The 26,592-nt window shown below is 47.5% G+C and carries 19 protein-coding genes, 1 tRNA gene and 1 other annotated feature; of the genes, 15 read left to right on the top strand and 5 right to left on the bottom strand.

What is annotated here, in order from left to right:
• Positions 1–36 precede the first annotated feature (36 nt).
• The 10 genes from BLHYD_RS10755 (at position 37) to BLHYD_RS10710 (ending at position 10,239) form a co-directional block, all read left to right on the top strand.
• Positions 37–110, top strand: a tRNA-Pro gene (locus tag BLHYD_RS10755).
• A 364-nt stretch (positions 111–474) separates the two neighbouring features.
• Positions 475–1,476, top strand: a complete 1,002-nt coding sequence (locus BLHYD_RS10750) for a sugar ABC transporter substrate-binding protein (protein ID WP_005948465.1) — start codon at positions 475–477, stop codon at positions 1,474–1,476.
• A gap of 55 nt (positions 1,477–1,531) precedes the next feature.
• Entirely contained in the window at positions 1,532–3,016 is a 1,485-nt protein-coding gene (locus BLHYD_RS10745) for a sugar ABC transporter ATP-binding protein (protein WP_021844821.1), read from the top strand.
• On the top strand, positions 3,006–3,995 hold the full coding sequence (locus BLHYD_RS10740; protein ID WP_005948467.1) for an ABC transporter permease: 990 nt from the start codon (positions 3,006–3,008) through the stop codon (positions 3,993–3,995). Before BLHYD_RS10745 ends, BLHYD_RS10740 begins: the two co-directional genes overlap by 11 nt.
• A gap of 15 nt (positions 3,996–4,010) precedes the next feature.
• Positions 4,011–4,946, top strand: coding sequence for a sugar phosphate isomerase/epimerase family protein (locus tag BLHYD_RS10735; RefSeq protein WP_005948468.1), 936 nt, complete (start codon positions 4,011–4,013; stop codon positions 4,944–4,946).
• A gap of 17 nt (positions 4,947–4,963) precedes the next feature.
• Entirely contained in the window at positions 4,964–6,001 is a 1,038-nt protein-coding gene (locus BLHYD_RS10730) for a Gfo/Idh/MocA family protein (protein WP_005948469.1), read from the top strand.
• Positions 6,002–6,046: 45 nt separating this feature from the next.
• On the top strand, positions 6,047–7,612 hold the full coding sequence (locus tag BLHYD_RS10725; protein ID WP_005948471.1) for an N-acyl-D-amino-acid deacylase family protein: 1,566 nt from the start codon (positions 6,047–6,049) through the stop codon (positions 7,610–7,612).
• Between the two features lie 130 nt (positions 7,613–7,742).
• Positions 7,743–8,486, top strand: a complete 744-nt coding sequence (locus BLHYD_RS10720; protein ID WP_172676801.1) for a GntR family transcriptional regulator — start codon at positions 7,743–7,745, stop codon at positions 8,484–8,486.
• A 69-nt stretch (positions 8,487–8,555) separates the two neighbouring features.
• A complete protein-coding gene (locus BLHYD_RS10715; RefSeq protein WP_005948480.1) occupies positions 8,556–9,287 on the top strand; it encodes a sugar isomerase domain-containing protein in 732 nt (243 codons plus the stop codon).
• Between the two features lie 16 nt (positions 9,288–9,303).
• Positions 9,304–10,239, top strand: a complete 936-nt coding sequence (locus BLHYD_RS10710; protein WP_005948481.1) for a ribokinase — start codon at positions 9,304–9,306, stop codon at positions 10,237–10,239.
• A 210-nt stretch (positions 10,240–10,449) separates the two neighbouring features.
• On the opposite strand, the gene BLHYD_RS10705 is transcribed toward BLHYD_RS10710, so the two are convergent.
• From BLHYD_RS10705 to BLHYD_RS10685, 5 genes are all read right to left on the bottom strand, one after another.
• Positions 10,450–11,751 carry a putative ABC transporter permease gene (locus BLHYD_RS10705; protein ID WP_005948482.1) on the bottom strand — a complete coding sequence of 434 codons (1,302 nt, stop codon included), beginning with the start codon at positions 11,749–11,751 and terminating at the stop codon, positions 10,450–10,452.
• A gap of 99 nt (positions 11,752–11,850) precedes the next feature.
• Positions 11,851–12,954, bottom strand: a complete 1,104-nt coding sequence (locus BLHYD_RS10700; protein ID WP_005948483.1) for a ComEC/Rec2 family competence protein — start codon at positions 12,952–12,954, stop codon at positions 11,851–11,853.
• Between the two features lie 76 nt (positions 12,955–13,030).
• Positions 13,031–15,217, bottom strand: coding sequence for a YhgE/Pip domain-containing protein (locus BLHYD_RS10695; protein ID WP_005948484.1), 2,187 nt, complete (start codon positions 15,215–15,217; stop codon positions 13,031–13,033).
• Complete coding sequence (locus BLHYD_RS10690; protein ID WP_005948485.1) at positions 15,201–15,725, bottom strand: hypothetical protein; 525 nt, start codon at positions 15,723–15,725, stop codon at positions 15,201–15,203. The genes BLHYD_RS10695 and BLHYD_RS10690 overlap by 17 nt, the downstream gene beginning before the upstream one ends.
• A 30-nt stretch (positions 15,726–15,755) precedes the next feature.
• Positions 15,756–17,921: a YhgE/Pip domain-containing protein gene (locus BLHYD_RS10685; RefSeq protein ID WP_005948486.1), complete on the bottom strand. Its 2,166-nt coding sequence runs from the start codon at positions 17,919–17,921 to the stop codon at positions 15,756–15,758.
• A gap of 159 nt (positions 17,922–18,080) precedes the next feature.
• Positions 18,081–18,338 (top strand) — a binding site (T-box leader).
• Between the two features lie 273 nt (positions 18,339–18,611).
• On the opposite strand from BLHYD_RS10685, the gene BLHYD_RS10680 reads away from it, so the two are divergent.
• From BLHYD_RS10680 to BLHYD_RS10660, 5 genes are all read left to right on the top strand, one after another.
• On the top strand, positions 18,612–20,267 hold the full coding sequence (locus BLHYD_RS10680; protein ID WP_005948488.1) for a 2-isopropylmalate synthase: 1,656 nt from the start codon (positions 18,612–18,614) through the stop codon (positions 20,265–20,267).
• Positions 20,268–20,433: 166 nt separating this feature from the next.
• The gene (locus BLHYD_RS10675) at positions 20,434–21,309 is read left to right on the top strand and encodes a cell wall hydrolase (RefSeq protein WP_005948492.1); all 876 of its coding nucleotides are present in this window, start codon (positions 20,434–20,436) and stop codon (positions 21,307–21,309) included.
• Between the two features lie 375 nt (positions 21,310–21,684).
• Positions 21,685–23,181: a threonine synthase gene (gene thrC / locus BLHYD_RS10670; RefSeq protein ID WP_040350593.1), complete on the top strand. Its 1,497-nt coding sequence runs from the start codon at positions 21,685–21,687 to the stop codon at positions 23,179–23,181.
• Positions 23,182–23,267: 86 nt separating this feature from the next.
• On the top strand, positions 23,268–24,713 hold the full coding sequence (locus tag BLHYD_RS10665) for a deoxyguanosinetriphosphate triphosphohydrolase (protein WP_005948639.1): 1,446 nt from the start codon (positions 23,268–23,270) through the stop codon (positions 24,711–24,713).
• Between the two features lie 96 nt (positions 24,714–24,809).
• Positions 24,810–26,507 carry a phosphoenolpyruvate carboxykinase (ATP) gene (locus BLHYD_RS10660; protein WP_021844810.1) on the top strand — a complete coding sequence of 566 codons (1,698 nt, stop codon included), beginning with the start codon at positions 24,810–24,812 and terminating at the stop codon, positions 26,505–26,507.
• Positions 26,508–26,592: the final 85 nt, after the last annotated feature.

Here is a 26,592-nt window from a genome sequence, read left to right as displayed (position 1 = left end):
AATTTCCATGAAATATGATATAATATAGAAGTTCGACGGGGTATGGCGTAGCTTGGTAGCGCGCACGGCTGGGGGCCGTGAGGTCGCAGGTTCAAATCCTGTTGCCCCGATTATTTTGAATATGTGAAAGACATAAAAAGCTCATATATAAGCTTATCCGCTTTGGTAAGTTTATATATGAGCTTTTTTCTCTGTCAATAAAGAAGGTGTCGTGCTGCGATGGAAATGCAAATATTGTTGGCAGAGTTTATGTTCTCTTCTTTTTTGATCGGATGAGATATTTAATATACAAAATGTATACTTTTCTGTGGAAAGACACAAAAGCGAAGGAGGATATTTATAATAAATATACAAAAAGAATATTTTAATTATAAAATTATTGACAAATAGATAGATGTTTTGTATATTTACAGTAAAACAAAATAAGATAATATACATTTTGTATAAAATATATCTATTAAAGGAGGGTTCCAAATGAAAAAAAGAGTTTTGGGGATCTTGTTGGCTACATACCTCGGAGCAGCGATGCTGACGGGATGCAGCCAGACAGAGAGCACGGACGGTGAGAGCACAGCGGCGGCAGCTAAGGACGAAGGGAGCGGGGACGGCTGGACCGGAGGCTATGTCTGCCATTCGGCGAATGTTTTCTTTGATGCCATCGAGAAAGGTCTGGTAGAGGCAGCGAAGGAGAATGGAGGCACGATTGTCCGCTCCGATTCAGAGTTGGATTTACAGGCGGAGATGTCCATTGTGGAGAATTTTATCTCCCAGGATGTGGATGTGATCTTTCTGACGCCGAATGATCCTTCGGGAAGCATCGAGAGTGTGAAGCTGGCCAACGATGCGGGGATACCGGTGGTGGTCATCAGTTCTGAGCTGGAAGAAGGAGACTATGAAGTCCTGGCCACGGTGAAATCTGACGATTATACCGCAGGAAAGCAGGCGGCAGAGTATGCGATGGAACAGATTGGCCAAAGCGGGGATGTGCTGATCTTAAATGGAATGCAGACTTCTGATGTGATCGACCGTATTCGGGGCTACAAGGACGTGATCGAACAGTATGAGGACGTGAAGATTGCCAATGAGGTGATGGTAAATGAGAATTCTGTGGCAGCTTGCACCTCAGCGATTGAGAATATGCTGATGGCCTGCCCGGACGCGAAGGCGGTTCTGTGTTATAACGGATTCGGAATTCCAGCTGGTTATGCGGCCATGGAGAATCTGGGAAAAGATACGAATTCCATCAGCATTGTGGATGTGGACGGTCTACCGGAAGAGGCAGAGCTACTGGCCGGAGGCAAAATGGGGAAGTCGGCGGCCTATGGCCAGGACACGCCTGGTTTTGGAAAGAAGGCGGTGGAGATTTTCCAGGGATATCAGCAGAACCCGGAAGCCTTTGAAGCAGGGCAACTGTGTGAAATTGAAACCATCGAGATCACCCCGGAGACCGCGGCGGACTACGACGTGTATGATTGAGTAGGCAGGGCTGTCGCACTGTGGATGTGTACGTTGCAATAAGGAAAGGATGAATATGGAAAATACGGAATTTCTTTTGGAAATGAGAGGAATAGACAAAGTTTTTCCAGGGACGCACGCGCTAGATCATGTGGATTTCAATCTGCGCAAGGGAGAAATTCACGCGCTGATCGGACAGAACGGTTCGGGGAAGTCCACCCTGATGAATATTCTGTCCGGCGGCCTGCGGATGGATGCGGGGCAGATTCTGCGAAATGGCCAGGAGGTGAATCTTAGATCTCCCCTTTCCGCGCTGGAACATGGAATCGCGATGATTCACCAGGAGTTAAAGCTTTTTCCAGAGCTGACGGTGGCGGAGAATCTGTATTTTGGAAGGTTTCCCAGAAAGGGAGGATTCATTGACTGGGAACGGCTCTATGAGATGGCAGATGAGAACATGCAGACGGTCAGCAGGAGCATTAGAGGCAGGCAGAGGGTGGGAGAACTCTCTGTGGCGGAGCAGCAGATGGTAGAGATTGTGCGGGCAGTTACAAAGAACACGGAAGTGGTGATTATGGATGAGCCTACCGCTTCTCTTACCGATGAGGAGACCCAGACGCTATTTCGGATGGTGCAGAAGATCAAGGAGACGGGAGTCAGCATCATCTTCATATCTCACAGATTGGATGAGGTTATCCGGATATCGGACCGGGTGACAGTTCTTAGAGATGGCGTGCTCATCGGCTGCCTAGAAAAAGCAGAGATACGGGATAAAGATCAGTTGGTGAACATGATGATTCGTGTCAGACCCAGTGCCACACTGAAAGAGGATGACAAGGAGATCGGCCCGGTGGTGCTGAAGACTCAAAACCTCTGCTATAAAAACCGTTTGAAGAATTTAAATCTGTCTTTGTACCAGGGAGAAGTCCTGGGAATTGCCGGCCTGGTGGGCGCGGGTAGAACGGAACTGCTGAAGACGATCTTTGGCGTGTACACCCCTACAGACGGAGAGATCGTCGTCGGGGAGAAGGTATACCGGAAGCTGGGAATTCGGCAGGCGGTGAAACTGGGAATCGCCTATATGCCGGAAGACCGAAAGGGTGAGGGGCTTCTGCTGAAAATGTCTGTGGCAGACAATGAGATTTATGCGGGACTGGAGTTCTATTGCCGAGGCGGACTGCTGAACACGAAGAGACAGAGGCAGACCGTGGAGGAGATGGGGAGACAGCTTCGCCTGAAAGCAGGCAGCGTGAGAGATCAGGCAGGCTCTTTAAGTGGAGGCAACCAGCAGAAAATCGTGATTGCAAAATGGCTGATCGCTCAGTCGTCCATCATTCTGATGGATGAACCCACCAGAGGGATTGATGTGGGAGCGAAAGGTGAGATCTATAACCTGGTAAGGCAGCTGGCCAGGGAAGGGAAAAGCGTGATCTTTGTGTCCTCAGAGCTGGAAGAGATTCAGACAGTGAGTGACCGGATTCTCGTGATGCGGGAAGGAGAAATCACGAAAGAGCTGCCGATGAATTCTACTGTGGAGGAGATGATGCGTTATGCCGTATGAAAAAAGCAAAAACAACAAAGAGGCCCAGGGTTTTCTGAAATGGATGAGACGGTCTCCATCCACAGGTGCGGCCGTCGCCTTTGTACTGGTTTTAATTGTGATGACGATCTTCGGGAAAGGTGTGTTCTTTTCCACGAACAACATCATCAACATCCTTCGCCAAGGCGCGGTGTTGTCTGTCGTGGCCATCGGGCAGACGTTTGTCATTGTCAGCGGAGGCATTGACTTGTCCGTGGCACCGATGGTAAGTCTCAGTACCGTGGCTGTGTCTGCCTGCATTGTGAACTATGAGATGAACCTGGCGGTGGCCTGCCTGATAGCGGTGGCGATCTGTGCACTGCTGGGCTGCTTGAACGGGGCATTGATTACCTTCGTGAAAATTCCTCCCATTATCGCGACGCTGGCCACGTCCATGGCATTCCAGGGACTGTGCCTGCTGTATTCCGAGGGATATGGAATCAATCTTCCCCAGGGGCATCCGTTGACGGAGGTGCTGGGGAGGGGAAAGATCGCAGGTTTCCCTCTGTCGGGAGTGCTGATGATCGTCATTTATCTGATCTTCTTCGTGGTTTTGAGATATACGAAAATGGGCAGGGTGACTTATGGAATCGGCGGAAATGCTGAGGCAGTCCGCCTCTCAGGAATTTCCCTGAACAAATACAGCATCTATATCTATACCATCTCCGGTTTTACCGCCGGAGTGGCGGGGATTCTTCTGACGGGCCGTCTAAACTGCGGACATCCATATAACGGAGAGGCCATGGACCTGAATTCCATCGCCGCCGTGGTGTTGGGAGGCTCCAGTGTGTCAGGAGGAATCGGAAGTATCTGGGGGACGCTGATCGGCGTATTCATCCTGACGATGATTGAGAACGGTCTGAATATGATGAACATGAACCCGTATTTGCAGCAGATGGTGAAAGGCTTGATCATTGTGATTGCGGTGGGCTTCGGCAGTTTGAGAGAGAGAAAAAAATAAAAGGAGGAAGAGAAAATGGGCAATTTAAAATTATCAATGGAAGTATGGGCGAACATGCCGTGGGGTCGCCTGGAGATCTGTGGGTGTGCGGTGAACAGCTGGGGAAAAATCCCGCTGTATGATCTGGTACATAAGGTGAAAGAACATGGTTATAAAGGTATGGATATTGTATTCTCGAAGATTCAGGAGATTCCACCTGAGCAGTATGAGGAGACTCTGGAAAAAACCAGGAAGGCTCTGGAAGAGACCGGTGTCCATCTGGCTTCCATTGGCGCGCACGCCACCTTTGTGACTCCCCGGCATTTTGACCGCACGGCAGGCTTGAACACTATGAAACAGGCCATCGACGCGGCGGCTTATCTGGGCGCGGATACGGTATGCTCTCTGATCGCACAGGGATTCTATGACCCAGCTTTGTACAACATCATGACCAGGAAGGAAGCCTGGGATATGATCGTCAGCGGCGTGCGGGAATGTGCGGAATATGCCAGAGAGAAGGATATGACCATCAGTGTGGAGATTCTTCAGGGTACGCTGATCAATTCCGTAGACCAGTGGTTCAAGCTGTACGAGGAAGTAGGCATGGACAATGTGTATGTGACGGTGGACACCGGAACTTTCTATACCACGGTGAAGCCGAAGATGCCCATTGCAGACGCTATCCGGAAGCTGGGTAGCCATATCAACTGTGTCCACGTGAAGGATGAGGTGGGCTTCCCGAACATCATTCAGAGCCAGCACGTGTGGTTCGGAGGCGGACTGGTGGACTTCCGGGAGGTTGCCGGATTACTAAAAGAGATTGGCTATCAGGGTTACTGTGCGGTGGAATGGGAAGGCTGGCAAAACGGCGGTCTGAACGGAGTCGGAGATCCTGGCGGATTGGGCCTGGCGGACTTCGACATGGTGGCATCCGAGGCGAAATTGTATTTGGAGGAAGAAGGATTCTGTTAGAAAGGGGAAAGAGACCTATGTTGAAATCACTGAAAGTAGGAATGATCGGAGCAGGAGGCTGGGGCGAAAATGTGATCGGCGCATATCAGCAGAATCCTTTCTCCAGAATCGAAGCATTGACAGATCTGAACCTGAATCGAGCAAAGGAGATGGCCGAGAAATACCAGATACCGAGAGTATACACAGACTACCGAGAGATGCTGGAGAAAGAAGAACTGGACATCGTTTCAGTGGCCACGCCGGATTTCGCTCACAGAGAACCCGTGTGTACCTGTCTGGAACACGGACTCCATGTGTTTCTGGAAAAACCGGTGGCCACCAATATGGAGGACTGCAATGCCATTGCGGAGGCGGTGAAGAAATCCGGGAAGAAGTTCATGACCGACTATTTTATGCGGTTTATCCCCCAGTTTCGGGATGCGAAGCTGGCCATGGAGGCGGGAAAGCTAGGAGACATCATCGAAGGGTATGCGAGAATCGATGATTGCGTTAGCGTTCCCACCAGTATGCTCCGCTGGTCCCAGGACAGCTCCCCGATTTTCTTCATTATGATTCATAACATCGACGCCGTGAGATGGATTCTGGGCGCGGAGGCGGTGGAAGTCTATGCCAAGCAGCAGCATAAGAAACTGAGAGCGGAGGGGAAGAATACGCCGGATGCGGTTCAGGCCATGGTGACCTTCGACAACGGTGCCACGGTGCTGTTCGATTCCAACTGGGTATTGCCCAGGACTTTTGACGGGCTGAACGATCAGTTTGTGCGGCTGGTGGGAACCGAAGGGACTGCCTATATCAATCTGACTTATCAGGGACTTCAGATTTATCGGCCGGAATTCGAGGGAGCTTTTGAACATGCGAACCAGAGTACGGTCTATGTAAATCCCATGTTCTATGATAAGACGACCGGATGTGTGGAGCGGTCAGTGGGCCATTTCATCGACTGTATTTTGCAGGATGTGGAACCGGCTATCACACTTCAGGATGCCATAGAACCCACACGGATTGCCTGTGCGATTGCGAAATCTTTGAGAACCGGTCAGGTGGTAAAGCTCTGAGAATGTATTACGATGGTTTATGATTTCAGGTAACAAGGAAAAGATATGTTGGATATACAGATTCGCAATGGAATCATATATGACGGGACCGGCGGAGCTCCTTACCGGGGCTGTGTAGACATCTTGGGAGATCGTATCGTATCTGTGGGGCAGGGAGATAGAGAAGCGGGCATTGTCATAGATGCCGCTGGAAAATGTGTGTGCCCAGGGTTTGTGGATGCGCACAGTCACTGTGATCTAGCGGCGGTGAGCCTTCGGGAGATGGAAGGCTGTCTCAGACAGGGCGTGACCTCCTGTGTGGCTGGAAACTGCGGGTTTTCTCCGTTTCCACTGACCAAACAGACAAACAAGTCGGTCCTGCATTACAGCGAAGGGATATTGGGCAGCAGTTCCTGGGGCTATGAAGATTTTTGCTCCTACCGGCAGATGCTGAAGAGGGAGAAAACTGCGGTGAATGTGATCTCTCTGGTCGGGCATGGCCCGCTGCACATCAAACATCTGGGATATGCCAGAAGGGAAGCCAGCAGGAGAGAGCTTTTGGCCATGTGTGAAGAGTTGGAACAGCTATTGGAACAGGGGGCGGCAGGCCTGTCTTTTGGATTGATCTATGTACCGGGAGTCTATACGGGTGAGCAGGAAGTCCGCGCGCTGGCCGAGGTTCTGGCCAGGAGAGATCGCATTCTGGCAGTCCACCTGAGAAATGAAGGAGCCGGACTGCTGCAGTCGGTAGAAGAGATGTTAAGGGTGGCAGAAATGACCGGTGTTCGAGTTCAGCTCTCTCATCACAAAGTCATGGGAGAGGCTTACTGGGGCAGAAGTGTACAGACGCTGGCTAAAGTAAGAGAGGCCAAAGAGCGGGGAATCCGGGTGTTTTTGGATGTCTATCCCTATACTGCGGCCTGCTCCACGGCGATGGTTTTACTGCCGCCCTGGGTGCTGGAACACGGAACGCAGGAGGCGATGGAGATTTTGCAGCAGGAGGCGGCATACGAAAGGATTGCAGGAGATCTCCAGGATGGGATTCTTGGCTGGGAAAATCTGGTGAAATCCTGTGGCTACGATCGGTTGGTTGTGGTGAGGACTGGTTCGAGAGATGGGACTGTCCAGGGAAAGACGCTCCGTCAGGTCGCTAAGGAGAGAGGAACCGAGCCGCTGAGAAGTCTACTAGAGCTGCTGGTCCGGGAACAAGGGGAAGTGAATGTGAAGATCATGGGTATGTGTGCGCAAGATGTGCAGCGAATTCTGCTAGACGAGGCCGCGGTGATCGGTTCCGACGGCTTGTACGCGCCGGGAGCCACACATCCCAGGAAAAATGGGACTTTCGGGAGAATCATCCGGGATTTCGTGGGAGAACAAAAGCTTCTTCCGATGGAAAAAGCGATCTGGAAGATGACGGGCAGGACGGCGGAAATTTTCGGAATTTCCCACAGAGGCGTGCTGAAAACGGGAAATTTCGCGGATGTCCTGGCCTTTCATCCGGAAAAATTCCGGGACCGGGCAGATTATGAACATCCAGAACGGTTTGCCGTGGGGATGGACGAGGTTATCCTGAATGGGAAACTGGCAATCCGGGAGGGCATTTTATCGAATAACAAGTATGGTTGTGTATAAAATTCGCGATCTCACAGGAAAGAGAATCTGAAATCCTTGTTTTCTATTATTTGAGAAAGTATAATAAGACAAAATGGAAAAATATAGATCTCAAATATCGAGTAGAGAAAGCAAGCGTTTAGGAGGAGTTGTGGGAGAGGAAATGGCAAATGGGAGAAAAATGTTGAAATACCAGACGTTAAAGGAAAATCTGAGAGAGAGAATCGAGAGCGGCCGGTACCTGGAAAATAACTGTCTGCCGGCGGAACGGGAGTTATGCGAGGAGTTTTCCGCAAGTCGGATGACGGTGCGCAAAGCTGTGAATGAGCTGGAACAGGAGGGGATTCTGTACAAGGTCCGGGGAAAGGGAACCTTTGTGAAAAATACTGGGAAGATCAACCAGAATTTATCCAAGCTCACCAGTTTTTCCGAGGATATGCGCACAAGGGGAATGGTTCCGGGGGCAAAGATTCTGCTGCTGGACGTGCTCATGGCCAACGAGGTGGTTGCGGACAAGCTGGGAATTCCAGTGGGAGATGATGTAATCATGCTTCGGAGACTTCGTCTGGCGGACGGGGAGCCGATCGCCATCGAGACCACCTATCTGAGATACGCCCTGTTTTCCGGTGTCTTTGACAAGCTGGCGGACGGTAATTCTCTCTACCAGTTTATGAAAGAAGAGCTGGGGATTTTTCCTAAGAAGGCCATTCAGAGTGTAGAGGTGTCCTCTTTGATGGAGTGGGAGGCCAGCCTGCTGGGAAATGAATCGCTGAATGTCTCTTTGCTGATACACAGACAGACCTTTGACGCAGATGGAATGCCGCTGGAATATGTCGAGTCCAAATATCGCAGTGACAAGTACAAATTTTACATTGAACTGTATGACAACGAATAGAAGACAGAGACGGGGGAGACGGCGGTGAAAGCCGCCGGCAGACTCCGAGACGGTATTTGAGGTGATGAGTTGTTTGTCAGAGAATATTATAAGAGCGTACGGGACCTTCTTGAGACAGTCTATGTGAGAGAGTTTGACAAGATTCAGACGGCTGGCCGGATGCTTGCAGAGGTCATGGAGCAGGATGGACTCATCCATGTCTTTGGGTGCGGTCATTCACATATGATTGCGGAGGAGATGTTTTACCGGGCAGGAGGTCTGGTGGCCATTGACCCAATCTTTGAGGAGAGCACAATGTTGCACGACGGGGCTTATAAGAGCAGCCAGATCGAACGGATGTCAGGCTACGCGCCGAAGGTTCTGGAACGGTATCCGTTGGAGAAGGGCGATGTTCTGATCATATCTTCCAGCTCCGGGATTAATCCGTTTCCCATCGAGATGGCGGAGTGCGCCAGGAAAAAAGGAGTGAAGGTGATCGGAATCACGTCCGGGAACTATAAGGATAAGCCTAGCCGGGATAGAAGAGGGCTGCATCTGGAGGACGTGTGTGATCTGTACATTGATAACTATGTACCCCATGGAGATGCGGTGGTAGAGATTGAGGACGGTGGTGTGAAGGCCGGCCCAGTCTCTAGTATCGCAGCCTTTTTTATCGCCAATTCCATGACATTGGCTGCCTGTGAACATATGAGGGCACGGGGGGAACAGCCGCCGGTATATAAGAGTGGAAATGTAGACGGAGGAGACGGTTATAACGAGGACATTGTAAAGAAGTATATCTGTCGTATCAAGCATCTGTGAAAATGGAGAATGTGCGATGGGTAAAGTAGTAGTTGCTGGTTTGTATGGGATGTCGGCCCTGTTTCAGGTCAGGCGCTTTCCGAAAGAGGGGGAGACGGTATCTGCGGTCGGGCTGATCTATGAGCCGGGAGGAAAAGGATATAATCAGGCAGTCGCGGCGAAGCGTGCAGGGGTAGAGGTGTATTTTGCCACAGCAGTGGGCAGGGATTTTTACGGAGAGCAGGCGGCTGGGAGTATGAAACGGGATGGACTTGAACGGTTCGGACTCTTTTCAGATGAAAGGTGGACGACAGCGTTTGCCGCAGTCATCACTGATGAAGAAGGGGAAAATGAAGTTATTGTCCATTCGGGAGCATGTTCAGCCATAGGCGAGGAATTTGCCAATGCCATAGAAGAGGAGATTGCTGAGGCAAATGTGTTGCTGCTTCAGCTGGAGGTGCCGTTGGCTGTGACTGCCAGACTGCTGAAAGCCGCAAAAGCCGCGGGGACGTACACGATTCTGAACCCGGCCCCTGCCTGCTCGCTGCCCCGGGAGATTTTACAAAACGTAAATCTGCTCACCCCCAACTGCGGGGAGGCGCGGATGATCGCGGGGGCGGCAAAAGGAGCGCCGGTGACCGAAATCAGCCAGAGACTCCAGGAGCTGGGATGTGGTGATTTGGTGATCACCATGGGCAGTCAGGGGGCTTTTCTCAGAGAACGCACAGGAGCGTGCAGTCACCAGAAGCCCTTTCCGGTCCAAAGCGTGAATTCGGCTGGAGCAGGAGATACCTTTAACGGTGCTCTGGCAGCCAGGATTGCAGAAGGAATCGGACTTCGGGAGAGCGTGAGATACGCAGCTGCGGCCAGTGCGTTGGCAGTCAGCCGGGACGGGGTGGTCGCTGCCATCCCAAAGAAATGGGAAGTGGAACAGTTTTTGAGAGAGTGGGAGGAATCACCGTGGAGGCGGTGATTCCTTTTTTATATTCCGGGAAAGACATTGTCACGCTAATGCGTGAAAGTTCTTTCCTGGACATAAACGCTCCGTTAAGGATGCGCACACCACAATGAGGAATTTCACCGCAAAGCGGTGTTGTGGCGGTGCGCAAAGTGGGACGCGCCCCTTAAAGATGAAGGGAAAAGGGGAGTTGAAACGGGCATGCCCACTTTGTTTCTAGCATTTCTATCTTTCTATTGCATTTGGATAGATTTTCTCCATCCGGTTGTCGTCAAAATGTTCATCCATGATTCGTTCCCAGGCGCTATCAGCCAGATCGCCGGCTGCCCTTCTCTCATAGCGCACTAAAGCCATCACGGATACAGCCATGTTTACGGCCAGGAATACTGCCAGAGTCCATGTGAGAACATATCCCCATAAGACTGGTATTTTTTCAATCCATCGGGAAAAGTGCGGATAGAGTAGCTTTATCCATAGGACTGCGGCTATTCCCCAGAAAAAGCAGTATAAGAGGTTAATTCTGCCTCCAAGGTTAAAAGGAATTTTGCTGTAATCCCAAAACACTTTACCGAATGCGATCTCCGTGAAAACGCTGCATATGTATTCATAGGCGCCGCCGAGAAGTGTTCCAGCGATAAAGATATGTCTGTCAGGTTTTTCTCGGTCCTTATATAGCAGCACTGTGGCGAAGACGAGCGCCAGCCCCCAGACAATGCTGAAAGGCCCCCAGACAAGGCTGCTGCGGCTCATCCATTCTCCTGCCGTTATCCGACAAAAAATAGTTTCTGTGAAATCGCCTAGAACAGCTCCGATGAAGAATAGCCAGAATAACTTATAAAAACAGCATCCTTCGGCGAAAGTCCCCTGCTTTGCGATTTGCTCCGTCGCTTCAAAAATGACTGGGTATGCCTTTTCCATACGCCGTTCTACTCGGCTTATAATCCATCTGGAAAACCGTTGTGTCCAGACCGCGACACGGTGATTCCACTGCCTTGTCGCAGCCGGTATCTGCCGGCGAATATTGAAAACCGCTGCCAATGACACCGACAGGTCCAATGCCATCAAGACCAACAGAGAAGTCATCAGGATGGTACGAAAGAGTTCTGGAATCCAATCATAAATTTGTACCAGCCATCGGTCTGCAAAACGAACAGTCAGCACACCTAAAATTCCCCACAGGATAGAATATTGTAAACATATGTAGCCGTCGAAATTCCATTTTTTTTCAGAGTAATCCCACCATTTATGTTGGTTTAATCGCTCTAGCAGTTTTCCAGCAAACCATTCGATTATAGTGGCTAGGATTGCACATCCTAGGAACAGGAAAAAAGGGTATTCGATTAATTCCTGCATTGTGGTGGTCATCATCACCGCAGCGATACCATAGATCAGACAAAAGGGACCACTGGAAAAACCACGGTTGACGAATTTTTTCTTTTTTATTGTTCCGGCAATGGTCTCGATGACCCAACCGAAAAACGAATAGGCCAGCAGTAGCCAGACCAGTTCCATTCCTGCGTACTTCATGACATCCTCCTATGAATTCAGGTACTGTGTGACCGTTTCTGCTTTAACAGAATATCGCTCAGTCATCCGAATAGATGGTTGAGCGATATTTGTATGAGATCAGAAACATTTTTTACACGCCTCGTATCCCTGTGTCTGAGCCTCCGTCTGGGAGATCTGTCTTGCGGTGTCTGGATTCATGTTTCCGCAGTCAGGGACACGATGGTATTTTGATCCGGTTGCAGACAGCCAGACGTTGTTTGACTGTGCGGGTGCTTCTGTGACTACAGGAGCGGTAGCGTTTGGAGATGCTGTCTGAGGCTGAGTTCCAGTATCCTGCGAGTCGCCCGGGGTGTAATCGTTGCAGGGCTTGGTATTCCAGTCAATTTTTGTTCCGTCTGAGACGGCAATGACCGTTCCTTGTTTGTCTGTGCGGAAAACTTCGATATCCATATTCTGAAGCTTATCCATGGTGTCCTTGTCAGGATGTCCATATTGGTTCTCCTCGCCGCAGGATATGACTGCATACTCTGGGACGGTTTCTTTTAGAAATTCCCAGCTAGTGGCAGTTGCAGAGCCGTGATGTCCAGGTACTAAGACATCACAGTCCAAGGTGACATCCAAGGCACACATATCGGACTCACTCCCATGTTCGGCATCTCCTGTAAAAATAAAAGAGTTGTCACCGTTGTCGAGTTTGATTGCCACAGAGTTGTCATTGCTGTTGTCCTCGTCAGTAGTCTCCGGCGAGAGAATTGTGAAATCTCCGGTGCCGAAGCTAAATTCAGTCCCGACTTTTGGATGCTGGACAGTCAGTTCCTGAGCAGAAACCGCGTCCATGAAAGAGCGATAGAGTTTTGAATTGTGTTCATAGTCGGAACCGATTACGTTTTTTACATCAAAGGCATTCAGACATCCGATCAGACCGGCTAAGTGGTCAGAGTCGTAATGGGATGAGATTAAGTAGTCGATGGACTCCACCTTTTGCTTTTTGAGATAAGAGACGACATAGCTGGAGGTCTCCTTATCGCCGCCGTCGTAGACCAGGTTTTTTCCACCTGATTGGACGAGGATGGACAGACCTTGTCCCACATCCATGAAGTGGACGGCCATTTCTTTGGCAGTGGATTTGCCAGCTGCTGAGTGTGGAAAAGCGAAGGCTTCTCCGGTGAAAATAAGTGCCCAGATAAGGAGGCAAGTAAAAATACATTTTGTTTTTCTCATTAGTGGTCCCCTTTTCTTAATTTACCATTCATTATACCATGTCTGTCTCTTAAAAGACAACAGGAAAAGGGAGTCCTTACATAACCTGAGTGCTCTCCAATTTTTGATTAAACTTTGCCATAGCTTTGATCAGAGGGCGGCGGAAGATAAGTCCCAAGGCCAGAGCGAGAAGATAGTAGATCATTAGCTTGCCAAGGTCGAGCCAATAGCTGTTTTGGTAAATTCCGGCCACACATTCACGCAGTGCGTTGACACTGTAAGTAAATGGTAGGGCAGGGTAGACGTTCTGAAAGAATGCAGGCTCCACCTCGATGGGAAAAAGACCGCCCGAGGCGGCAATCTGGATGACAAGGAGGATGACGCAGATCGCCTTGCCGATATCGCCGAAGGATACGGTGAGAGTGTAGATGATGTTGACGTAGACAAAGCTGGAAATCCAACCTGCCAACAGAAAATAGAAGGGATGAAGGCATTGAATTTCCAGGAACCAGAGGTCGCCCATACAGATGATGGTTGCTTGAAGTAGGCCTGCCAGTAAAAATATCAGGTAGCGGCCTAGGTATTTCTGAAAAGGCTTTAGATTTTTCAGAGTCTCGTCCTCGTCCACCTCCACTTTCAGGAGGGCGACCATGACGACGCCACCTACCCAGAATGCCAGGCTGGAATAAAAACAGGCCATGGCAGAGCCGTAGTTTTCTATGGGATAGAGCCGGTGGGTATCTAGCTGAACCGGAGAAGCCAAAAAAGTACCCATTGTGGAAGGACTTGTCTTTAACAGCTCTGAGACTGTCGAATCAGGGTTTTCGTTCTGTGCCCTTTGAAGCTTGGTCAGTGTGTTTTCGATCTGTTCTTGGGTATGGGACAGGAGTGAGCCAGTCTGTTCTAGAGCAGCCTGGGCATCGGACAGGGAGGAATCGGCATTGACCAGCAGGTCACTTAGTTGAGTGAAATTTTCACCAGTGCGGTTTAGGATGGAAGACAGATTATCAGAGGCAGTCTGGATAGAGGTTGAAAGCTCGTCCAACTGGGGCTGAATGGTGTTGTGATAGTCTTCTTTCACATCGCTTAGATCGCTGTTGGTATTTTGTATTAGCGCCTGAAGATCTTTTCTGGTCTGGGAAGAGATTTCAGCTCCGTCTAAGACAGAAGTTGAGAGATCAGTCAGCCTCTGAGACAGAGAATTTTCCCTGTCGATTGCCTGCTGAAGCTTTGCGATCATAGAGTCAATCAGAGAAGTATCCGGAGGCAGAGGCAAGGCTTCCAATTCAACTTTCAATTGTCTTAAGGCGGTCTGATATTCTGCCAGCTTTTCGGTATCTGCCTGGATATCCTCAGAGATATCGCTGAAATGTTCGGCGGCCAGGCTGCTGTCAGAATCTATGGTATCCAATGCGGTGTTGACAGCGGTCAGAACAGAATCAGAGAAGTGACCACTTTGCTCTGCCACGCTAGAGAGGGTGTCTGAGACCAGCTCCATAGAGGCCTGGGCACTGTCCAGGAAAGAGGCATTTTCCAGAGCTGCCTTTCCTTCTTCGCTGACTTGCCCGATGGTAGGGAGCGTTGTCTGGGCAGAGACTAAGAGAGAATCTAACGTTCCAGCCATATGGGAGAAAGCAGTCACTGTGCTTTGGAGGGTTTCTAGATCGCCGGCAGCAGTGTCCAGGGAATCGGTTAGTTTAGAGAGGAATTCCTTACTTGTCTCACCATCCAGATTTTCAGTTAAGATTTCCAATGCTCCTGAGGCAGCTTTTGCAACTGTCTGGGTGAAAGTTTCGTTGATTTGTTGTTGGACGGCGTCTGCACCTTTGTCCGTGATTTTCGGAGCAATTGCATTTTCTTTTTCATTTATGTAATATTCCAATTTTGCGTTGTTGGCGTCCTTAGTAAAGACGCTGAGTAGTTTTTGAGAAAAATCTTCTGGTATGACAATGGCAGCATAGTATTTGCCGGATTTCACCCCATTTTTGGCGTTTTTTACAGAAGTGAATTTCCAGCCGATCTGATCATTTTCTTTTAAAGAGTGAACGATCTGTTCACCGAGATTGAGATTTAGCTGGACGATATTGCTGTCATATCCAGCATCAGCGTTGGCGACTGCTACAGTTAATCCTTCCGTGTTACCGTAGGGGTCCCAGTTTGCAGCGATATTAAACCAGGCATAGCAGGCAGGGACTATGATAATGCCGACCATCACGATGATGGCAATCACATTTTTTCGGATGCGTTTTAGATCTCTGATGAATATTTTAAATATGGTCCGCATGATGGGGTTCCTCCTCAGAAGTAGCAGTTTCTACAATGTTGTTCGTATGCTGGGGTCCAGCATTAGGGCCGCTTGAATTTAGCCGGTCGTGAATGTAGTCGATTACGATCAGAAAGGCGGCGATGAGTATGATGGATATAATCCATAAGGTCAGGTAGACAAGCTTAGAATTCATGCTGAACATCAGACAGAGAAAAACCAGTGGAATAAGAAAAATGGCCCACAGTCCGATTCGAATCAGCTTAGGGTAATATCTCTCAAATTTTAGGGCCTTCCGGTTTAGGGTATAGTTCCATGTTTCGTTTTCCACCAGTTGGTTCATACCAATCCTGATCAGTGCGTGACAGGCGGCTTCTTCGTGGGAGTGGCCTTCTAGTAGCTCTTTGCGGTACAGGCAGTCCAGGCGTTCTAACAGAGCGTTTTTGGATTCCTGAAATCCGGGTAAGCGGGTATCTCCACTGTAAGTACGTTCAAAATAGTCATTTACATAATTTATGAAATCCTTCATTTTAGTTCCTCCAAAACGTAGTATGACAATTTACATAAGATGAGTCTCAGAGAGCCTGCGGTCGAAAAAACTGTTCAGTGACAGCAGTGGTTTTCTCAAGATTAGTCCGATAAAAAGGGCTATGGGGAGAAAACAAAGCAGGTGCAGCAGGTTTTGCGCGTAAGCGTTTTGGTAGATACCGCCGATGGTCTCGCGCATGGCGTTGACCCCATAGGTAAACGGCAAAAATGGATGCAGATACTGGAAAAAAGCCGGAGTGACTTCGATAGGGTATGAACCGGCTGAGCCGGGAATCTGAATTACGAGCAGCAGTACAGCCATTGCTTTGCCGATATGCTTCCAGGTGATGGACAGCGCGTATATGATGTTTACGTAGATGAAGGAGCATACGAGCCCCGCAAAGACGAACAGGACAGGGGCCTGGCATTGAATATGGATGAGATATAAGTCTCCCAAACAGATGATAAAAGCTTGTAAAAGGCCTATCGCCATAAAAAGCAGATATCTTCCGAAGTATGCAGCTGTGGGAGAAATGCGAGGCTGTCCTTTTTCGGGCTTTACTTCGAATTTGAGGATGGCGATCAGTACAATGCCGCCGACCCAGATAGCCAGGTTGGTATAAAAAGCAGCCATTGCTGAACCATAAGTGTCTATTTCGTAGTAAGTTTTCTTCTCCAGCTGGACCGGAGAGGACATAAAAGCGCTTGTCTGTTCCGGGTCGGAAGTGAGTGCTGACAAAAGTTTCTGGTAAAGTTCGCTGCTGCTAGCAGTAGTAATTTCAGTCTCGATTTTTTCCAAGTGTTCTTTTGCCGAGGCGAGAACTTGGGAGGTATCAGCCATTGCTTCACTGATACTGGCAAGGCTGTCCTGCATCTCATCCAGAACAGCGGGCAGGCTGTTCAGAGAAGTTTCGGAGGCTGTCAAAATTCCAGTCAGATTTCCGGCAGTCAGATTAAAATTGTCCAAAGTATTGTTTAGTTGAGGGCTGAGGTTTTCCTGAAGGGTGGAATGCAGTTCTTCTATTTTGCTTTGGCCTTCGCTGGCAAGAGAAGAAAGCTTTTCCCGTGTCTCCTTGGAAGTCTGGGCAGTTGTCTCGACTGCCAGACAGGTCTCTGTGAGATTGTCTAAGATACCTTGTTGACGTTCAGCCTGGGCGGAGAATTCCTCCAGAAGAGTGTCGATAGAATCCAGAGGGATAGGAAGACTGCTGTTTAGCTGTTCTAGTAGGTTGATACATTCTTGATTGATATCCAGGAGGCTTTGAACGGAAGCTAGAATATTCTCGGCCTTTCCGGCAGCAGACATGGAGCCGCTTTCCAACTGGGAGAGTGCAGAGGAGGAGGTCTGGGACAGCCTTCCGAGCAATGAGCTGCTTTGTTCCACGGAAGCGCCAAGGGTTCCGGTAAGAGAAGCGGTAGCGCTGCGGCTGTCTTTCAAAAGGCTCTGTGTATTTGAGACAGCTTCTTTTCCAGAGGAAAGGACTGTTCTAGCTTCGACCAGAACCTGTCTTTGACTATCAACATTCTCGTTTGCATTTTCACAGAGAAGCTGAAAATCTTGAATCGCTGTCTGGTAATCCAGGAGATTTTGTTGCGTTTCCTGTAAAGCAGTAGTGATTGAACCGGAGAGGGAGCCTGTGTTCCTAGACAGGTTGTCTGCTGTAGAATTTAAAGTATCGGATACTGTGCGGGCGACAATTTCTGAGAAGGTGCTGTTTACCTGGGTTTGTAGGGTATCTGCTCCTGTGTTTGTGATCTTAGGTGCAATCGCATTTTTCTTTTCGTTGACGTAGTATTGTATCTTGGGGCTTTGAATTTCTCCAGAGAGAATGGATGCCATATTACTGCTAAAATCTTCCGGAATGATAATGGCAGAATAGTATTTTCCTGAGCGAACTCCATTTATGGCTGTATTTTCATCTGTGAAAGTCCAGCCTAATTGGCTGTCTTTCTGCAAGTTTTGAATGATTTCTTCTCCGGCGTTCAAGGTTATGAAGCTACTGTTGTAACCTTTGTCTTTATTTGAGACAGCCACTTTGATGCCGCTGGTATTGCTGTATGGATCGAAATTGGCAGCAATGTTAAACCAGGCGTAGAGAGCTGGAATAATGCTGATTCCAATGATGACGATGACGGCAACAAAATTGTGTGATAAGCGTTTGACATCCCTTGAAAAGATTTGAAAAATCGTTTTCATTTGGACTGTGAACCTCCTTTGAATTTTGATCAAATACTATCACATTTCTATAATAGACACAATAAACAATAATGAATACTGTGTCTATTAATATGAGAGGAGGAAAAAAGGATTGACAAAAATATTTGAGAATGGTAAGCTTATTCTCAACAATATAAGTAAAATGCGTTGATGAGGAAGAGTACATATGATTTCGGAGCACAGAGAGCTGCTGGTCGGTGGAAAGCAGCGGAAGAGATGTGTGGAACTGCCCTCGGAGCGGCTGCCTGAAATCTCAATGGGAGAGTAGGCGCAGACGGGGTCCCGCCGTTAAAAGGGAAGGATATAAGGTTCTTTTAGAATCCGTATCCCTGAGTGTATGAATAAATTCATAAACAAGAGTGGTACCGCGCAGGCTGTTTGCCTTTCGTCTCTTGCAGTGTAAGCTGTGATAGAGTCGAAAGGTTTTTTTATTTATTGAGAAATTTCTTTGGATTTCCTAGTAAATAAAAAACCTCCGGGCAAGATGCACACGCTGCAATAAGGAATTTTACCGCAAAGTAGTTTAGCAGCGGCGTGCAAAGTGGGACGCACCCCTCAAGGATTGAGGGGATGAGAAGTTGAAGTGAGATTGCCCATTTTGTTCTGTTAAAGGAGATTTATGCCAAGGCAGCTTAATAAAAACTATTTAAAATTAGGAGGATTGGGAAGATGATGAATGCAGGCAAATATCGGCGTCAGTATTTTATGCCGCCGGAAAGATGTATGGATTGGACAGAGAAAGAGTATGTGGATAAAGCTCCGATCTGGTGCAGCGTGGATTTAAGAGATGGCAACCAGGCTTTGGTAATTCCGATGAGTTTAGAACAAAAAGTAGAGTTTTTCAAACTGCTGGTGAAAATTGGCTTTAAGGAGATAGAAGTTGGTTTTCCAGCGGCATCGGAGACAGAGTATAATTTTTTGCGCACATTGATTGATCAGAATCTAATTCCTGAGGATGTGACCATTCAAGTATTGACTCAGGCGAGAGAGCATATTATTAAGAAGACTTTTGAGGCGGTGAAGGGTGCTCCAAGGGCAATCATCCATCTGTATAATTCTACTTCCCTGTCACAGCGGGAGCAGGTATTTCAGAAATCAAAAGAAGAGATCAAACAGCTGGCCGTGGATGGCGCAATTCTTTTAAAACGGTTGGCCTCGGAGACGGAGGGGAATTTTCTGTTTGAGTACAGTCCGGAGAGTTTCACTGGGACAGAGCCCGAGTACGCTTTGGAGGTGTGTAATGCCGTTTTAGATGTGTGGAATCCGACAGAAGATAAGAAGGCGATTATCAACCTGCCGGTTACGGTACAGCATTCGATGCCCCATGTCTATGCGAGTCAGATAGAGTACATGTGTAAACATATGCGGTATAGAGAGAATGTTTTGGTCTCTCTTCATCCTCACAATGACCGGGGCTGCGGCGTAGCAGACGCAGAGATGGGAATTTTGGCGGGAGCTGACCGTATCGAGGGTACTTTGTTTGGAAATGGAGAGCGCACAGGAAATGTGGATATTGTAACTCTGGCCATGAATATGTATTCCCAGGGAGTGGATCCTGAATTGGATTTCTCGGATATGCCGGAAATCTGTGAAAAATATGAAGAGTATACAGGAATGAATATAGATGAGAGAAGTCCATACAGCGGTGCGCTGGTATTTGCAGCTTTTTCTGGTTCTCATCAGGATGCGATCGCGAAGGGGATGCATTATCGGGATGAGCGTGACCCGGATCATTGGACGGTTCCTTATCTTCCCATTGATCCGACGGATATCGGAAGAAATTACGACGCGGATGTCATCCGAATCAACAGTCAGTCTGGAAAAGGTGGCGTAGGCTACATCCTGGAGACCAAGTATGGCTTGAATCTGCCTGCAAAGATGAGAGAAGCGATGGGATATGTGGCAAAGGGTGTATCAGATCATGTGCATAAAGAACTGATGCCGGAAGAGATCTTTGAACTGTTCAAGAAGAATTTTGAGAATGTGGTGAAGCCTCTGAGCATCAATGAAGTACACTTCCAACAGACTGGTGAGGGTATCACGACTCAGGTGACTTCCACATTTAAAGGAAAGAAAATTGTGACAGAGGCAAAAGGAAATGGTCGTCTCAATGCAGTCAGCAATGCTCTGAAAAAAGCGTATGGCATGAAATACGATCTAATTACTTACCAGGAGCACGCATTGGAACAGAGCTCTAGTTCAAGAGCGATTGCTTATGTGGGAATCCGCAAGCCAGACGGGGGCCTGTCCTGGGGAGCAGGTGTAGATCAGGATATTATCCGTGCCTCTATTGACGCGCTGGTTACAGCGATTAACAATCGTTGATTTTCGGTTAATTGTTACAAAAAGTTACAGGGTGTGTCGAGAAAAAAATAGGAAATCCAACTAAAAAAAGCGAAAATCGCTTGACGAATCCTCAAATATTGAATATAATTTTCTTATATGTTTCAGAAATGTTACAGAAACTTTAAGCATAAGAAAGGATTTCATTATGAAGGGGAAGAGAAGTCAGCGAAAGCGAAAAATTTGCCTTTTCAAAAGAGCAGTTAGAATTTTGCTGAATGAGCTGTACTGCTTTTTGCGGAAATGGAAAAGAAGATATCCTCACGGATTTGCGGTCATATGTAGTTGTGTGATTGTGGCTTTGGCTGTAGTTGCAGGATGCAGGATTTTTATGGGGGTGAACCACAGTAAGGTTTATGCGGCCGAGGAGAGACAGGCTGTGAATGTCCAGCAGAATGTGATGCCCAGTGGTCTGGCAGGTGTGATCAGTGGAGTCTGGGAGTCAGAATATCAGCCGGACGCAGTTGCCAGAATTGGCACATCCTGTGAAGAAGTAATTGTTGGGCAAAGGCTAAGTAAAATTCACAATGAAACTCAGAAAGTGGACATGAGTGCGTTTGCACAGAGTGCTGCGGAGAATTTGAACAGTCAGTCCATGACAATGGCAGCGGCTCCGAAAATGATGAGCGACACGGATTATGATACGCTGCTTCACATTGTGGAGGCAGAGGCAGGAGGAGAAGACATCAAGGGCAGAATTATGGTGGCAAATGTGATTATGAACCGTGTGGAGAGCCCGCAATTTCCAGATAGCGTGACAGAGGTGGTCTGGGATACAGAGGGCGGATACCAGTTTTCACCAACTTATGACGGCAGAATCGGGACTGTAGAGATATCGCCGGAGACAGAGGATGCTGTGCGGCAGGCTTTGGAAGGAACCGATTACTCCCAGGGAGCATTGTTCTTTGTGGCAAAAGATCAAGCTGCGAAAGAGAATGTAGACTGGTTTGAACGAGATCTGAAAAAATTATTTGAACATGGTGTACACACTTTTTACACTTATCCTGACGGAGCGAAAGAGTGATAGAGAAGACCTGAGAGCAAAAGAGTGGCTTTCAGGTCTTTTTTACTGCATAGGAAACTTCGTTCCCTATGCAGTAAAAAAGACCTTCAGGCAGGATGCACACGCCGCAATCAGGTAGTACACCGCTAGGCGGTGTTGCGGCGACGCGCAAAGTGGGACTGCGCCCCTCAAGATTGAGGGGCAGGGGAGCTGAAGTGGGCGTGCCCACTTTGTTCTGTAATAGGAAAGACCTTGTCACGCTAATGCGCGAAAGCTTTTTCCGATAACATAAGTGCTCTGCTATGGACTTATATGTTTTTTTATGCTATCATGATATTTGGCAAAATATATGGGAAGAGTCTTCCCAGAAAATATATAAAAGAGAGGAATAAGACCATGGAGATCTTATATAAAAGTACGCGGGGTGACAGCACTCCGGTGACAGCGTCAATGGCTATTTTAAAAGGGCTTTCCGAAGACGGGGGATTATTTGTGCCTACTCAGATTCCTGCTTTGGATATCGACTATGCCAAGCTGGCGAAGATGAGTTATCAGGAAGTGGCTTATGTAGTGATGAGCAAATTCTTGACGGATTTTTCTGAAGAGGAGTTGAAAACTTGCATTGCGAGGGCCTATGATTCCAAATTTGATACAGAAAAGATAGCGCCAGTAAAAGAAGTGAACGGCATTTATTATCTGGAACTGTTTCATGGAGCTACGATTGCATTTAAAGATATGGCGTTGTCTATTCTGCCCCATTTGATGACGACAGCAGCAAAGAAAAACCAGGTTAAAAATGAGATTGTAATTTTGACGGCTACTTCCGGAGATACTGGCAAAGCTGCGATGGCAGGATTTGCGGATGTGCCAGGCACAAAAATTATTGTCTTTTATCCTAAACATGGAGTCAGCGCGATTCAAGAAAAACAGATGGTGACTCAGAGAGGGGAGAATACCTATGTAGTAGGTATCACTGGTAACTTTGACGACGCGCAGACTGCTGTGAAAAAGATGTTTAACGACAAAGAGATGGCGGCTGAATTGGATAGTGCTGGTTATCAGTTTTCTTCAGCGAATTCCATCAACATAGGACGTCTGGTTCCTCAGATTGTGTATTACGTATATGCCTACGCAACTTTGTTGGGCGAAGGAAAAATAAAAGAAGGAGAGAAGATGAATGTGGTGGTGCCGACAGGAAACTTCGGCAATATCTTAGCCGCCTACTATGCGAAAAAGATGGGTCTGCCAATTCAAAAACTGATCTGTGCGTCCAATGAGAATAGAGTTCTCTATGACTTTTTCAGTACCGGTACCTATGACAGAAGAAGAGAGTTTAAATTGACTTCTTCCCCGTCCATGGATATTTTGATTTCCAGTAATCTAGAACGATTGATTTATGCACTGACCGGTGAGGATGCCGGGAAGTGCCGGGGTCTGATGGAGGCTTTGAGCAGAGATGGAAATTATACGATTACCGAAGAGATGAGAGAAGGTTTGAGTGATTTCTATGGAAATTACTGTAGTGAAGGAGAAACATCTGAGGCGATCAGCGCCACATACTACGGTGGGAATTATGTGATGGACACACATACAGCGGTGGCGGCTGGAGTTTATCAGAAATATCTGCGTGAGACGGGGGACAGGACAGTCACTGTGATCGCGTCGACAGCCAGTCCTTATAAGTTTGCGAGAAGTGTAATGCAGGCGATCGACAATACTCGATATGAGGGGCTAGAGGATTTCCAACTGATTGATACGATGTCACGTCTTTCTGGGGTACCGGTTCCGAAGGCAGTAGATGAGATTCGGACTGCACCGGTTTTGCATGACCGTGTTGTGGATGCCTGTGATATGCCAAAGACGGTGAAAGAGATCTTGAATATTACCTGCTGATATAGATGAAATTTCCACTGGCCGCTTTGAGAAGACAAAATGAGAAAAAGCGGCCGGTGGTGAACAGTAGCCTAAGAGGTATGTGAATGAATTGGAATCAACTGTTATCAGAACAAAGAATCGTTCCTTGTGATGTACACAGGCGGCCGGCGGCCGCTTTTCTGTTATCAGAGGGAAGGCGCGAAACTGCGGATTTGCGCACGGAATTTGAGAAGGACTACCATAGAATTGTCGGTAGCGCATCTTTTCGGAGACTTCAGGATAAGACCCAGGTATTTGCACTTGACAAAAGTGATTTTATCCGCACTCGTCTGACACATTCTTTGGAGGTGTCATCTTTTGCCAAATCTTTAGGACAAAACATTTCTCAGCATCTGCTTCAGACGAAAAAAGACCGTTCCTTTACAATAAGAAATAAAGAAGATATTTGCAATATTCTTCAATGTGCCGGGTTTATCCACGATATTGGAAACCCTCCCTTTGGACATTTTGGGGAGGAGGCAATTCGCGATTGGTTTGTCCGAAAACTTCCAGAAATGAAGTATCAGGGAAAGGCAGTCTGTGAGTTTCTCGCTCCTGTGATGTTTCAAGATCTTTGCCATTTTGAAGGAAATGCACAGGCACTTAGGCAGGTGAGTAAGCTCTATTTTTTGGAAAATGAGTATGGGATGAACCTCACATTGGGAGTTTTGAGTGCTGTGATAAAATATCCGGTTTCTTCTTTGAAAATCTGTCCTGATGGTTCCGATGTGAAGAAGAAAAAGATGGGATATTTTTACGCAGAAGAAAACCTGTATCGGGATATTGCAAGGGCCACAGGAACAAACGGCGAGAGAAATCCTCTGGCTTACATCTTAGAGGCGGCAGATGACATTGCCTATCTGACGGCGGATATTGAAGACGCTTTTAAGAAAAGTTTTGTATCCTACGACGAACTGGTTCGGGAGTTGGACTGTGATTATGAGGAGAATTTGAGAAGTGGAATGGATGTCGCGTCTATGCTGCGGCAGCAGTATGAACATGCCAAGAAGGGGCAAGTGCCAAATACACAGCTCTATGCGGTTCAAAATTGGATAGCCGGGCTGCAAAGCGCCCTGATCTTTGGTGTGACAGACAGTTTTCTCTTACATTATGAAGAGATTATGGCAGGGGAATTTCGGAAGGATTTGTTTCAGGGGACAACGGCTGAGTGGGTTGTCGAAGCTCTGCGGCGAATCGCCCATAAATATGCATTCTCATCCAGGCAGATACTTCAGAACGAAGTCTCGGCCTGGACAATTTTGAATTTCCTTCTGGACAGATTTGTTCCGGCAGCGCTCTATTACGATACGGAAGTGCCCATGAACATGATGGAAAAGAAGCTAATGAACCTGGTTTCGGAGAATTATAAACAGACTTATCACACTTATTCGAAGGGAAAATCTTTGGCAGAAAAGCTGTATTTGCGATTGTTGCTTATCACGGACTTTGTCAGTGGGATGACTGACAGTTATGCCAAAGATTTGTACCAAAAGTTGAACGGAATCAGCTAAGTGACCAATAATTTTTTTTAACTCTTCAATGCATTGACAATTTTTTTTGAAAATGTCATAATATTCGTGATTGCTAGAATAGAAGGAGGAAATGACATGTCAACAAAAGCGAATTATCCAATTAGTGAAATTGGAAAAGGAAAAGTTGGTTTTTCCAAGACACGTTCCATCATTGAAGCAGCTTTCTATGGTAATAATGTTGTCAAGGTAAACACTCTGAAAGAAGCGTACAATCTTGCTAAGAATTCTCCGGGCACTGTTGTTACTGATATGCCGGTATATAGAGGAGAAGAATTCGGACTGGACGCGGATGCGAAAGTTCTGTTGTTCAATGACGGAGCCATCACTGGACGTTATGCGACTGCACGCCGTATTGCAGGAGAACCGGGTGTGGACTGCGAAGCGCTGGACAAGGTAGCTATGGACGCGATCTATACCTCTCGTTATAAAAAAATGTATCATGCTACTGTATATGCGGGTCTGGATCCAGAATTCATGGTAAAAGCTCATCTTCTGATTCCAGAAGGAGAGGAAAATATCATGTATAACTGGATGCTGAACTTCCAGTACATGTCTGATGATTACGTAAAAATGTACAAAGAGTCAAAGCCAGTAGGAGACGGAAAAGAGCCAGATATCTATATTTTCTCTGATCCTCAGTGGGCACCTTCCGAGAATCCGGGAGTGAGCTATGACTGTCTGAGCGACCCGGCTAAGAAGACTCTGTGCTATTTCAATACAGAGACAAACTGTGCTTGTATCCTTGGTATGAGATACTTTGGCGAGCATAAAAAAGGAACTTTGACCATGGTATGGGCAATTGCAAACCGTAACGGTTATGCATCCTGCCACGGTGGACAAAAAGAGTATCTGCTTTCAGACGGCTCAAAATATGTAGCTTCCGTATATGGTCTGTCAGGTTCTGGAAAATCTACTCTGACTCACGCAAAACATGACGGAAAATATGAAATCAAAGTTCTGCACGACGATGCGTTTATTATCAATACAGATACCTGTGCATCCATCGCGATCGAGCCTACTTACTTTGATAAGACAGCGGATTATCCGACTGGCTGTGAGGACAATAAGTATCTTCTGACCGCACAGAATTGTTCCGCTACTCTGGATGAAGACGGAAAAGTTCAGCTGGTGACAGAGGATATCAGAAATGGAAATGGACGAGCGATTAAATCTAAGCTGTGGTCTCCGAACCGCGTAGACAAGATTGATGCGCCTGTAAATGCTATTTTCTGGATTATGAAAGATCCTACCATTCCGCCAATTGTAAAACTGAAAGGTGCTTCTTTGGCCTCTGTGATGGGTGCGACTCTGGCGACCAAGAGATCTTCCGCTGAGCGTCTGGCTCCTGGTGTAGATCCGAATAAGCTGGTTGTAGTTCCTTATGCGAACCCATTCAGAACTTACCCTCTGTCTAACGACTATGAGAAGTTCAAAAAATTGGTGGAAGAGAAAAATGTAGATTGCTATATTGTCAATACCGGAGACTTCATGGGCAAGAAGGTTCAGCCGAAAGATACTCTGGGTATTTTGGAGGCAATTGTTGAGAAGAGAGCTCAGTTCCATCAGTGGGGAAGCTTCTCTGATATCGAGATCATGGATTGGGAAGGCTTCATCCCGGATATGAATGATCCTGAATACGTGTCTCAGCTGAAAGCTCGTATGAATGATCGTCTCAATGAAATCAAAGCATTCGAGACGGAGAAAGAGGGTTATGACAAACTTCCGGACGATGCGTTGGCAGCAATCCAGAAAGTTGTAGATGAGTTGAATTAATTTTGTTGATGATGTTGTGGGACTGTGCAGGCTTTGCACAGTCCTTTTTATGTTATAGACAGATCTTGTCACGCTAATGCGTAAA

This window comes from Blautia hydrogenotrophica DSM 10507 (assembly GCF_034356035.1).
GTDB lineage: Bacteria > Bacillota > Clostridia > Lachnospirales > Lachnospiraceae > Blautia_A > Blautia_A hydrogenotrophica.
Note: the sequence above shows the minus strand (reverse complement) of the source record. Positions and strands in the feature narration are given on the sequence as shown.